The organism is Pseudonocardia sp. ICBG601 (assembly GCF_020496245.1).
On sequence record NZ_JAHLJA010000165.1, the window covers coordinates 1 to 10,545 of the forward strand.

11 protein-coding genes and 6 pseudogenes are annotated in these 10,545 nt (G+C 73.1%); 14 read left to right on the forward strand and 3 right to left on the reverse strand.

The window, feature by feature from the left end; genetic code table 11:
* Positions 1 to 116: 116 nt before the first annotated feature.
* The 14 genes and pseudogenes from KPL57_RS55635 to KPL57_RS55685 form a co-directional block, all read left to right on the forward strand.
* Positions 117 to 1,534: pseudogene (locus tag KPL57_RS55635) on the forward strand (lactate utilization protein B); the annotation flags it as partial.
* A gap of 80 nt (positions 1,535 to 1,614) precedes the next feature.
* The gene (locus KPL57_RS55640; protein WP_226358291.1) at positions 1,615 to 2,265 is read left to right on the forward strand and encodes an LUD domain-containing protein; all 651 of its coding nucleotides are present in this window, start codon (positions 1,615 to 1,617) and stop codon (positions 2,263 to 2,265) included.
* Between the two features lie 115 nt (positions 2,266 to 2,380).
* The gene (locus KPL57_RS55645; protein ID WP_226352468.1) at positions 2,381 to 4,012 is read left to right on the forward strand and encodes an ABC transporter substrate-binding protein; all 1,632 of its coding nucleotides are present in this window, start codon (positions 2,381 to 2,383) and stop codon (positions 4,010 to 4,012) included.
* A gap of 17 nt (positions 4,013 to 4,029) precedes the next feature.
* Entirely contained in the window at positions 4,030 to 4,599 is a 570-nt protein-coding gene (locus KPL57_RS55650) for an ABC transporter permease (RefSeq protein ID WP_226358295.1), read from the forward strand.
* 20 nt (positions 4,600 to 4,619) lie between these two features.
* Complete coding sequence (locus tag KPL57_RS55655) at positions 4,620 to 4,967, forward strand: ABC transporter permease (RefSeq protein WP_264199816.1); 348 nt, start codon at positions 4,620 to 4,622, stop codon at positions 4,965 to 4,967.
* Positions 4,964 to 5,080 (forward strand): annotated as a pseudogene (locus tag KPL57_RS55660) (hypothetical protein); the annotation flags it as partial. The gene KPL57_RS55655 and the pseudogene KPL57_RS55660, both read left to right, overlap by 4 nt.
* A gap of 472 nt (positions 5,081 to 5,552) precedes the next feature.
* Positions 5,553 to 5,840, forward strand: a complete 288-nt coding sequence (locus tag KPL57_RS55665; protein WP_308253154.1) for an ABC transporter permease subunit — start codon at positions 5,553 to 5,555, stop codon at positions 5,838 to 5,840.
* 128 nt (positions 5,841 to 5,968) lie between these two features.
* A pseudogene (locus tag KPL57_RS71035) lies at positions 5,969 to 6,115 on the forward strand (methionine ABC transporter ATP-binding protein); the annotation flags it as partial.
* A gap of 127 nt (positions 6,116 to 6,242) precedes the next feature.
* Positions 6,243 to 6,920 (forward strand): annotated as a pseudogene (locus KPL57_RS71040) (ATP-binding cassette domain-containing protein); the annotation flags it as partial.
* Positions 6,921 to 7,078: 158 nt separating this feature from the next.
* Positions 7,079 to 7,126 (forward strand): annotated as a pseudogene (locus KPL57_RS71045) (hypothetical protein); the annotation flags it as partial.
* 167 nt (positions 7,127 to 7,293) lie between these two features.
* A complete protein-coding gene (locus KPL57_RS71050; RefSeq protein ID WP_308253155.1) occupies positions 7,294 to 7,446 on the forward strand; it encodes a hypothetical protein in 153 nt (50 codons plus the stop codon).
* A 15-nt stretch (positions 7,447 to 7,461) separates the two neighbouring features.
* The gene (locus tag KPL57_RS55675) at positions 7,462 to 7,599 is read left to right on the forward strand and encodes a hypothetical protein (protein WP_226358297.1); all 138 of its coding nucleotides are present in this window, start codon (positions 7,462 to 7,464) and stop codon (positions 7,597 to 7,599) included.
* 5 nt (positions 7,600 to 7,604) lie between these two features.
* Positions 7,605 to 7,685: pseudogene (locus KPL57_RS68310) on the forward strand (hypothetical protein); the annotation flags it as partial.
* A 73-nt stretch (positions 7,686 to 7,758) separates the two neighbouring features.
* Positions 7,759 to 8,181 carry an FCD domain-containing protein gene (locus KPL57_RS55685; protein WP_226358298.1) on the forward strand — a complete coding sequence of 141 codons (423 nt, stop codon included), beginning with the start codon at positions 7,759 to 7,761 and terminating at the stop codon, positions 8,179 to 8,181.
* A 105-nt stretch (positions 8,182 to 8,286) separates the two neighbouring features.
* On the opposite strand, the gene KPL57_RS55690 is transcribed toward KPL57_RS55685, so the two are convergent.
* From KPL57_RS55690 to KPL57_RS55700, 3 genes are all read right to left on the reverse strand, one after another.
* The gene (locus KPL57_RS55690; protein WP_226358299.1) at positions 8,287 to 8,790 is read right to left on the reverse strand and encodes a carboxymuconolactone decarboxylase family protein; all 504 of its coding nucleotides are present in this window, start codon (positions 8,788 to 8,790) and stop codon (positions 8,287 to 8,289) included.
* A gap of 42 nt (positions 8,791 to 8,832) precedes the next feature.
* Positions 8,833 to 9,516 (reverse strand): alpha/beta hydrolase, encoded by a 684-nt coding sequence (locus tag KPL57_RS55695; protein ID WP_308253156.1) that lies wholly within the window; start codon positions 9,514 to 9,516, stop codon positions 8,833 to 8,835.
* Positions 9,517 to 9,713: 197 nt separating this feature from the next.
* Positions 9,714 to 10,478 (reverse strand): transposase family protein, encoded by a 765-nt coding sequence (locus tag KPL57_RS55700; RefSeq protein WP_226358300.1) that lies wholly within the window; start codon positions 10,476 to 10,478, stop codon positions 9,714 to 9,716.
* Positions 10,479 to 10,545 lie beyond the last annotated feature (67 nt).

Consider the following 10,545-nt stretch of genomic DNA (forward strand, 5'->3'; position numbering starts at 1 on the left):
TCCGTCGGCAGCCGTGTCGAGGCACGTTCCGCGGAACTGCGCGCCGGCGGGGTGTGGCCCGGTGAGCGGCACCTTCCCTCGGCACCCCGTCGTTCCCGACCGCGGCGAAGCACGCGCTGGAGGACTCGCAGCTGCGCCGCAACCTCGCGCACGCGACGGGGGTCATCCGCACCAAGCGGGCGGCGTCGTCGGCGAGGTCGACGACTGGGAGCAGCTGCGGCTGGCCGGTGAGGCGATCAAGAACCGGGTGCTGCGGCACCTGCCCGACTACCTGGAGCAGCTGGAACGCTCACATCACCGCGGCCAGGGGCCACCGTGCACTGGGCGCGCGACGCCGCCGAGGCCAACGCCGTCGTCGTCGACATCGCGCGGCGCCACGGCACCGACGAGGTCGTGAAGGTCAAGTCGATGGCCACCCAGGAGATCGACCTCAACTCGGCGCTGGAGGCCGCGGGCATCCACGCCTGGGAGACCGACCTGGCCGAGCTGATCGTGCAGCTCGGCGACGACCTGCCCAGCCACATCCTGGTCCCGGCGATCCACCGCAACCGCGCGGAGATCCGGGAGATCTTCCTGCGCGAGATGGGCCGCGCCGGACGCCCGCGCCCGCGGACCTGACCGACGAGCCGAAGGCGCCTCGCCGCCGCCGCCCGGGAGCACCTGCGGGAAAGTTCTGCCTGCGGCGAAGGTGGCGGTGTCGGGGGCGAACTTCGCCGTCGCCGAGACCGGGACGCTCACCGTCGTCGAGTCCGAGGGCAACGGCCGGATGTGCCTGACCCTGCCCGAGGTGCTGGTGTCGGTGGTCGGGATCGAGAAGGTCCTGCCCACCTTCCAGGACCTGGACGTGATGCTGCAGCTGCTCCCCCGGTCCTCGACCGGCGAGCGGATGAACCCCTACACCTCCACCTGGACCGGGGTCACTCCCGGCGACGGGCCGCAGGAGGTGCACGTGGTGCTGCTGGACAACGGCCGTACCGACGTGCTCGCCGACCCGACCGGGCGGCAGGCGCTGCGCTGCATCCGCTGCTCGGCCTGCCTGAACGTGTGCCCGGTCTACGAGCGCACCGGCGGGCACGCCTACGGCTCGGTCTACCCGGGCCCGATCGGCGCGATCCTCACCCCGCAGCTGCGCGGGGTGGGCAGCGACCCGCAGACCGACTCGCTGCCCTACGCCTCCAGCCTGTGCGGGGCGTGCTTCGAGGTCTGCCCGGTCCGCATCGACATCCCCGAGGTGCTGGTGCACCTGCGCGCCGAGGTCGTCGACGCGCACCAGCGGGCGAGCCGGGTGCCCTCGGTGCAGGACGTCGCGATGCGGGCGGCGTCGTGGACGCTGTCCTCGGCGACCCGGACCGGCGCGGCGGAGAAGGCGGCCGGGTTCGGTGGTCGGCTGGTCTCGCGGCTGGGACGCACCACCCCCGGCGGGCGGACCGTGCTGGGCGCGGTCCCCGGTCCGGCGAGCCCGTGGGCGGACTCGCGCGACGTCCCGGTGCCGGCGGAGGAGTCGTTCCGGGAGTGGTGGAAGCGGACGGACGGCGGACGGAGCCGGACCATCAACACCGACGGCGGTCGGAGCCGGACCATCGACACCGACGGCGGCCGGGACGGGGGCGGGGCATGAGCGCGCGTGAGGCGATCCTGGTGAAGGCCCGGCGGGCCCTGTCCGACGTCCCCGACGTCGAGCCGGTGCTCGACGTCGAGGTGGTCCGCCCGGTTCCCGACCGGTCACTGTCGCACGCGCAGGTCGTGGACCTGTTCGACGAGCGGGTCGCGGACTACCGCGCCGTCGTCGAGCGGGCGGGCCCGGACACCGCGGCGGCGCGGGTCGCCGGCGCGCTGGCGGGCCGGACCCCGCTCGCGGGCTCCGGCCCGCTGCGGATCCTGGTGCCACCGGGCTTCCCGGCCGGGCTGGTTCCCGCCGACGTCGAGGTCGTCACCGACGGGCCGGGCGTCGCGGTGGCCGAGCTGGACCGGTGCGACGGCGTGCTGTCGACGGCCGCCATCGGCATCGCCGAGACCGGCACGATCATCCTCGACCACGGACCGGGCCAGGGCCGCCGCGCCGCGACCCTGGTCCCCGACCTGCACGTCTGCGTGATCCGCGCCGACCAGATCGTGGCCGGGGTGCCGGAGGCGGTGGCGGCGCTGGACCCGGTGCGGCCGCACACCTGGATCAGCGGGCCGAGCGCGACCAGCGACATCGAACTGGACCGGGTCGAGGGCGTGCACGGGCCGCGGACACTGCACGTGGTGATCGTCGGGGACTGACACCTCGTCGGGTCCACCGGCCAGGTGGCCCGGCGTCGGGGTGGGGATCCGGAAACGTGATCGTGACACCGGAAGGGCTATCGCGGCCGTCCGGACGGCCGTACGGTCGCCGGCAATGTATACAACGGTTCGACTCGCGGTGGTGCTGCTCGGTGCCCTGCTGCTGACCGGCTGCATCGCCGTGCAGCCGGTGCTGCCGGCACCCCCGCGTCCGGTGGTCCCCGGCGTGGCCGTCTCCCCCGGTACCCCGGTCCGCGACGGCGGTGACCTGGTCATGGGGCTGTCCAGCGAACCCGACCGCCTGGACCCGACCACGTCGTCGTCGCTCTACACGCGCTACGTCATGAGCTCGATCTGCGAGAAGCTCTACGACATCGACGCCGAGGGCACGGTGCTCCCCCAGCTCGCGACCGCGCTGCCGACGGTCAGCGCCGACGGCCGGTCGGTGGAGATCACCGTGCGGGACGGGGTCCGGTTCGCCGACGGCACCCCGCTCGACGCCGCCGCGGTCGTCACCACGCTGCGCCGCCACCTCACGCTGCCGGACTCGAGCCGCCGGGCCGAGCTCGGCCCCGTCGCGGGCATCGACGCGACCGGACCCCGCACGGTGCGGATCCGCCACCAGCGACCGTTCGCGCCGCTGACGGCGTCGTTGGCCGACCGCGCGGGCATGATCATGTCCCCGACCGCGCTGGCCCGGCCCGGCGTCGAGTTCTCCGCCGACCCGGTCTGCGTCGGACCGTTCCGCTTCGCCGAGCGCATCCCGCAGACCTCGATCACCGTCGTGCGGGACCCGCTCTACTACGCCGCCGACGAGGTCCACCTGGACTCGATCACCTACCGGATCATGAACGACGCCAACATCCGGGCGGCGAACCTGCGCAGCGGGGACGTCGACGTGGCCGACACGATCTCCCCGCAGGACGTCGACGCGCTGTCCCGCGAGACCGACGTGAGTGTCCTGCAGATCCCCTCGCTCGGCTACCAGGCGATGACGGTCAACGTCGGCAACACCGCCGGCACCGGGAACCCGCCGGGGCGCATCGACACCCCGCTGGCGCGCGACCCGCGCGTGCGACGGGCGCTCGCCCTGTCGGTGGACCGGACCGTGCTGGTCAACGCGGTGTTCAACAACTGGTACGAGCCCGCCTGCTCGCCGATCCCGCCGGGGAGCACCTACGCGAGCCCGGCGAGCGACGCCTGCCCGCCCTACGACCCGGAGGAGTCCCGCAGGCTGTTGGCCGGTGCCGGGGCCCCGGTGCCGTACCCGGTGACGATGAAGGTCTCCAACTCCCCGGACACGCTGCGGCTGGCCCAGGCGCTGCAGGCCGCGGTCGCCCAGGGCGGGTTCGCGATCACCGTGGAGCCGGTCGAGTACTCCACGCTGCTCGACGTCCAGGACCGTGGCGACTTCGACCTGCTGCAGCTGGGCTGGTCGGGCCGGGTGGACCCGCACGGCAACATCGCCTCGTTCCTCACCACCGGGGCGGGCAGCAACTACTCCGGCTACTCCGACGCAGGCGTCGACGAGCTGATCCGCCGGGCCGCGGCGACGATCGACCCGGCCGCCCGGGCGGCCCTCTACGGACAGGTCGTGGAACGGGTGCAGCGCGACAACCCGATCATCTACCTGTACCGCCTGCGGAACCTCACGGCGCACTCCGCGGACGTCGTCGGCGTGCAGACCTTCGCCGACGGCGTCGTGCGGCTGAGCCGGGCCGCGTTCGTCGACGGCGAGGTGGGCTGACGCTGCGCTACCTGGCGGTGCGGGCCGGGCAGGGCCTGGTCACCCTGCTGCTGGCCTCGGTGGTCGTGTTCGCCGGCGTCCGGGCGCTGCCCGGCGACCCGGCGCTGGCGCTGGCCGGGGAGGAGGCGACACCGGAGACCGTCGCCGCGATCCGCGACCGGCTCGGCCTGGACGGGTCGCTGGTCGAGCAGTACCTGCGGTTCCTGGGCAGCGCGCTGACCGGGGACCTGGGCGAGTCGACCCGGACCGGGACGCCGGTGACCGAGCTGATCGCCGCGACACTGCCGGTCACGGCGTGGCTGTCGCTGTACGCGATCGTCGTCGCCGTCGCCGCCGGGATGGCCGCCGGGACGCTGGCCGCGGTGTACCGCGGACGCGGGGTGGACGCGGCCGTCAGCGGGCTGTCGCTGGTCTCGCTGTCGGTGCCGAACTTCTGGCTCGGACTGTTGGCGATCCTCTACCTCGCGGTCGGGCTCGGGCTGTTCCCCGCCTCGGGCTACGTCGCCGTCACCGAGGACCCGCTGCGCGCGCTGTGGCACCTCACCCTGCCCGCGCTGATCCTCGGACGGGGCTCGCCGCCATCGTGATGCGCCAGACCCGTGCGTCCATGGTGGACACCCTGACCGCCGACTTCGTGCGTACCGCGCGGGCGAAGGGAGTGTCCCGTGGCGCCGTGGTGCTGCGGCACGCCCTGCGCAACAGCCTGCTCGTGGTCCTGACGATCGTCGGCCTGCAGCTGGGCGGGCTCGTGTCCGGCGCCGTCGTCACCGAGCGGATCTTCGGGCTGCCCGGCTTCGGGAAGCTCACGCTCGACTCGGTCTTCACCCGGGACTACCCGGTGATCCAGGGAGTGGTGCTCGTCGTGACGCTCGCCTACATCGTCATCAACCTGGCGGTCGACGTCCTCTACTCGGTCGTGGACCCGCGGGTCCGGGTCGAGGGGAGGTCGCGATGACCGCCGTCGAACCCGTCGGGCCCCAGCCGACCGCGCCGTCCGGCGGCCGGGTGCTCGCCGCGTTCCTGCGGAGCCGCTCCGGGCTCGTCGGCGGGGTGCTGCTCGTCCTGGTCGTGCTGGCCGCGCTGCTCGCCCCGGTCCTCGCGCCCCACTCCCCCGGCGCGGTGCACTTCGAGACCCCGTTCCAGCTGCCGCGCACCGTCGGGTTCCCGCTGGGCACCGACGACCTGGGCCGCGACGTGCTGTCCCGGATCCTGTACGGCACCCGGGCGTCGTTGCAGGTGGGACTGCTCGCCGTCGCGCTGGCCGTGCTGGTGGGCACGCCGCTGGGGCTCGCCGCCGGATGGTGGCGGGCGGCCGACGTCGTGGTGTCGCGGCTGACCGACCTGACCCTGGCGTTCCCGTTCCTGATCGTCGCGGTGGGACTGGCCGCGATCCACGGCGCGAGCCTGAGCGGCGCGGCGATCGCGCTCGGTGTGGCGCAGGTGCCGACGATGATCCGCGTCGTGCGCGCGGAGACGCTGCGGCTGCGGGAACGGGAGTTCGTGCTGGCGCGCGAAGACGATGAACGCCTCGGGACCGCGGGTGCTGCTGACCCACGTCCTGCCCAACGCGGCGTCCTCGGTCATCGTGCAGGCGACCGTGATCATGCCGGTGGCGGTGATCGGCGAGGCGCTGCTGTCGTTCCTCGGCCTCGGGATCCAGCCACCGGACCCGAGCCTGGGCATCATGCTGTCCGACGCCCAGCAGTACCTCTACCGGGCTCCGTGGTCGGCGGTGTTCCCCGGTCTGGCGATCCTGCTGATCTGCCTGGCGTTCAACCTCGTCGGCGACGCGCTGCGCGACGCCCTGTCCCCGGGGGCACGACAGTGAGCGCGCTGCTGGAGCTGCGCGGTCTGCGGGTGGGGTACGCCGACTCCCGCGGCACCGTCACCGACGTGCTGCACGGGGTCGACCTCGCGGTCGGCCGCGGGGAGAAGGTCGCCGTCGTCGGCGGGTCTGGGTCCGGGAAGTCGACCGCCGCGGCGGCCGCGCTCGGCCTGCTGCCGGGGACCGGGCGGGTGACCGGCGGGCGGATCCTCTTCGACGGCGAGGACCTCACCACCGCCGGGGAGGCCCGGCTGCGGGCATTGCGCGGGGCGCGGATCGGTCTCGTCCCGCAGGACCCCATGTCCAACCTGAACCCGGTGCACCGGGTCGGGGCGCAGATCGCCGAGGCCCTGACCACCCACCGGCTGGCGCGCGGCCGGGCGGCGGGACCGGGCCGTGGAGCTGATGGCCGAGGCCGGGATCCCGGACCCCGCGCGCCGGGCGCGGCAGTACCCGCACGAGTTCTCGGGAGGCATGCGGCAGCGGGTGCTGATCGCGATGGCGCTCGCCGCGGAGCCGGACCTGCTGCTGGCCGACGAGCCGACCTCGGCCCTCGACGTCACGGTGCAGCGGCGGATCCTCGACCACCTCGCCGGGCTGACCGACGCCCGCGGCACGGCAATGCTGCTCATCACCCACGACCTCGCGCTGGCCGCCGAGCGCGCCGACCGGGTGGTGGTCATGCACGAGGGCCACGTCGTCGAGACCGGGCCGGCCGAGCGCATCCTGACCCGGCCCGACGACGACTACACCCGCCGTCTGGTCGCCGCCGCACCCGCGATCGGCGGCGGGACCCGCGCCGCCGATCCACCCGCGCCGCCGCGACCGGTGCGAGTGGTGACCGGCCTGGTCCGCGAGTTCCGGGTGCGCGGCTCACGTGAACGGGTCCGCGCCGTCGACGACGTGTCGTTCACCGTCGACGCCGGCACCACCACCGCCCTCGTCGGGGAGTCCGGGGCGGGCAAGACGACGACCGCGCGGATCGTCCTCGGGCTGGACCGGCCGACGGCGGGCACCGGGACCGTGGCGGGTACCGATCCGTTCCGCTCGTCACGACGGGACCGGGCGATGGTGCGCCGCACCATGCAGCCGGTGTTCCAGGACCCCTACGGCTCGCTGGACCCCACGTCCACGGTCGCCCGGATCGTCGACGAGCCCTTGCGGGTGCTGCGGATCGGGACACCGCGTCGCGGCGCGACCGGGTCGCCGAGCTCCTGGACCAGGTGGCCCTGCCGTCGGGAGTGGCAGCACGTCGCCCGGACGAGCTGTCCGGCGGCCAGCGGCAGCGGGTCGCGATCGCCAGGGCGCTGGCCGCCCGGCCGCAGCTGGTCGTGTGCGACGAGGCCGTCTCCGCCCTGGACGTGCTGGTGCAGGAGCAGATCCTGGAGTTGCTGACCGGCCTGCAACGCGACCTGGGGGTCTCGTTGCTGTTCATCACCCACGATCTCTCGCGGTCGTGCGCCAGGTCGCCCACCGCGGCGTGGTGCTGCGCGCGGGCGCCGCGGTCGAGCAGGGCCCGACCGCACGCGTGGTCGACACCCCCGCGCAGGACTACACCCGCGAGCTGCTCGCCGCGATCCCCGGGCGCGACGTCGGCGCCACCCCCTGACGACCGGACGGGGACGTGCGTCCACACTGCACCGGCGGCGAGGAGGAGGTGGGGGTCCGGGTGGACGGGCAGGACGGCGGTAACCGGTACGGCTCGGCCGACGGCAAGGCGCGGCGCGGCGGGTGCTCGCGGCGCTGCGGGCGGACATCGTGACCGGGGTGCTCGCCCAGGGCGAGCGGCTGACCGAGGCCCGGCTGTGCGAGCGCTACCGGGTCTCGCGCGTCCCGGTGCGCGAGGCGCTGCGCACGCTCGCCGTCCAGGGTTTCGTCGAGGTCCGTCCGAATCAGGGTGCCACCGTCGCCACGATCGACGATGCCGACGCCGAGGACCTGTTCGCCGTGCGCTCGGCACCATCGAGGAGATCGCCGCGGCCCGCTGCGCGGCGCGGGTGGCCGGGGGCGAGGACGCGGTGGTGGACCTGCTGGGGCTGCTCGTCGCCGAGGGCGAGGCCGAGCTGGCGTCCGGCCGGACGGAACGGCTGCCGGAGCTCAACACGCGCTTCACCTCGCCATCGCCGAGCACAGCGGGTCGGCGTCGCTCCCGTCGCTGCTGCGGCACGTCTCCGACCGGATCGAATGGATCTACGCGATGGGGGTGTCCGTGGCCGGTCCGCGGTCGTGGGCCGAGCACCGGGCCATCCTCGCGGCGATCGCGGCGGGTGATCCGGCGTCGGCGGGGGCCCTGGCCCGGGCACACGTCGAACGCGCCGAGCGCCATCACCGCGGGGTGGGCTGAGCGGGTCGTCGAGCCGTCGGCTCCCGGCACCGGACAGTGCCGATCGGCCTCGCCGGCGTGGGCCGGCGTGCGGACCTGCCGCGGACCGTCGGGCCGGGCTGAGGGTCAGTGTTCGTGGGTCCAGGTGTCCGGGGCAGGGTCCAGGTCGACGCCGAGGACGGTGGTGAGCCGGGCGACGGTGAGGTAGTGCCCGACCAGGACGATGACGGTGACCAGGTCGCGGTCGTCGAGGGTCCGGCGTACGGCGGCGAGGACGTCGTCGGGGATCGGGAGGCCGGGGACGAGCAGGTCGACCAGGTCGAGCAGGCGGGCGAACCCGGTGGGCAGCACCGACCGGTCGGCCCCCGCGGTGGTCTCGATGACGGCGATCTGCTCGTCCGACCAGTGCTGACGCGCCTGGTCCAGGTGCTGCCACCGCTCGTAGGCACTTCCGGTGAGGGCGGCGACGCGCAGGATGACCCCTTCGCGCCAGGCGGGCGCCAGCGCGGAGGCGCGCAGGGCGTTGGCCGTCTCCGGCAGGGCCTCGGACAGCCGGGAGTCCATGAGGGTCAGGGTCCGGGTGAGGTTCGAGGGGAACCGTTCGTACTGGGCGCGGTGACGGGGGTCCATGTCGGCGGGCTCGGGGGCGGGATGCGGGCCATCGCGGGTTCCTCAGGCGACCTGGTCGAGGAACCCGACCAGGTGGCGGGTGACGGTGTCGGGCTTCTCCAACGGTGCGAGGTGGGCGGCGGCGGGCACCACGCGCAGCCGGGCGTCCGGGATGGTGTCGCGCAGCTGCCGGGCCGCGGGGACCGGCGAGCTGGAGTCGTGCTCCCCGACCACGACCATCGTCGGGCACGCGATCCGGGGGAGGTCGGCCGCGAGCTCGAAGCCGGCGATCATCTCCCACATCGCGGCGTGCACCTGCGGGTCCTGGGCGAGCAGCGTGCGGGTGGCGCGCTCGACACGTCCGGGCGCCGGGCGCGGGTGTCGGCGGTGAACCAGTGCCCGAACAGTCCCTCCAGCACCGCCGTCATGCCCTGCGTACGCGCCTGCGCGGCCCGGCCCGCATCGCCGCGCGGCCCGGCGTCGGGAGAACGAGGCCGCGGTGTCGATCAACGTCAGCGAGGCCGTGACGCCCGGGTCCGCGACGGCGGTGGCCTGGGCGAGCATCCCGCCCAGTGACAGCCCGACCAGATGGACCCGGTCGGCCTCCAGATTCGCCAGCACTCGGCGCACGAACCCGACCGCGCGATCGAGCTGCCAGTCGCCGGGGTCGCCGGTGGTCCGCCCGTGGCCGGGCAGGGTCGAGCGCGACGACGTCCCGGTCGGGCGCCAGGGCCGCGATCTGACGATCCCAGTAGGTCAGGTCCAGCCCGGCAGAGTGCAGGAGGACCACCGGGGTGCCGCCGCGGGGGCCGGTGCGGACCAGGTTGACGGTCCGCGTCGAGAAGGTGCTGTCGTCCACGACGACGACTGTCACCTGCGGACACCGATCACGTCCAACGATAGGTTTTCCTGAGACCTATTCATCGAGGCTTATTCAGGCTCCGTCAGGTAAGTGCGTAGAAGATGAGTCCGATGACTGCCGAGATCGTCGTTTTAAATGTGGCGTAGGGTCGGCGGTAGTCTGTGTGGAGAACTTTCCACGACTTGATATGGGCGATGACTCGCTCGATGGTGGCGCGTGTGCGGTTGAGGCTCTTGTTGAATGTTTTCTGCCAGTCGAGAAGTTCCCGGCCGGGTTGTTTTTTGAACGGGGTGAGCATGCCGCGCCCGATGTAGCCTTTATCGCCGATCGGTGGGTATGTGGCGAGGTGGTCGAGGGCGCCGGATTGGTCGAGGCAATGTAGGTCGTGTCGGGAGCCTGGGGTCGGGTCGGAGATCCACGACAGCTGCCCTTCCAGGGTGGCTGCGACCTGGACGACGACGCGGTGTGTGCGATGCTTGCCCGACCACAGACCTGGTACGGCGGTCCATGACCAGCAGGGCAGCAGGGTTCCGTCGATGATGTACTGCCGATCGGCACGAAGCTCCTCCGCAGTCGGAACTACACTCCGCAGCGCCTGCGCAAGCAACGGTGTCACCCCCGCGATCGCTCGACTGACCGTCGACTGCGACACCCCGTAGGTTTCCGCCAACTCCCACTGCACACGATTCCCGCGCAGATACGCCAACGTGATCACCACCGACCAGAACAATCCCAGAATCGGCGGCCAAGGCCGTCGCAGGCCAGTCGCGTTCCGCTGATCCTGCTCATGCACCAGAGCGGCAAGATCCTGAATCTCATCACGCCGAAAGCCAGTGGTATAGTACATACTGCGACAGCCCATTCATCTCGGATTGATTCGACAAAACAATCTTCGCGATGGACGGGCTGTCGCC

Excerpts from the sequence above, each read along its gene's own strand:
- KPL57_RS55640 (WP_226358291.1), top strand. The coding sequence starts at position 1,615 with ATGAGCGCGCGTGAGGCGATCCTGGTGAAGGCCCGGCGGGCCCTGTCC.
- KPL57_RS55645 (WP_226352468.1), top strand. The coding sequence starts at position 2,381 with ATGTATACAACGGTTCGACTCGCGGTGGTGCTGCTCGGTGCCCTGCTG.
- KPL57_RS55655 (WP_264199816.1), top strand. The coding sequence starts at position 4,620 with ATGGTGGACACCCTGACCGCCGACTTCGTGCGTACCGCGCGGGCGAAG.
- KPL57_RS55685 (WP_226358298.1), top strand. The coding sequence starts at position 7,759 with ATGCCGACGCCGAGGACCTGTTCGCCGTGCGCTCGGCACCATCGAGGA.
- KPL57_RS55690 (WP_226358299.1), bottom strand. The coding sequence starts at position 8,790 with ATGGACCCCCGTCACCGCGCCCAGTACGAACGGTTCCCCTCGAACCTC.
- KPL57_RS55700 (WP_226358300.1), bottom strand. The coding sequence starts at position 10,478 with ATGTACTATACCACTGGCTTTCGGCGTGATGAGATTCAGGATCTTGCC.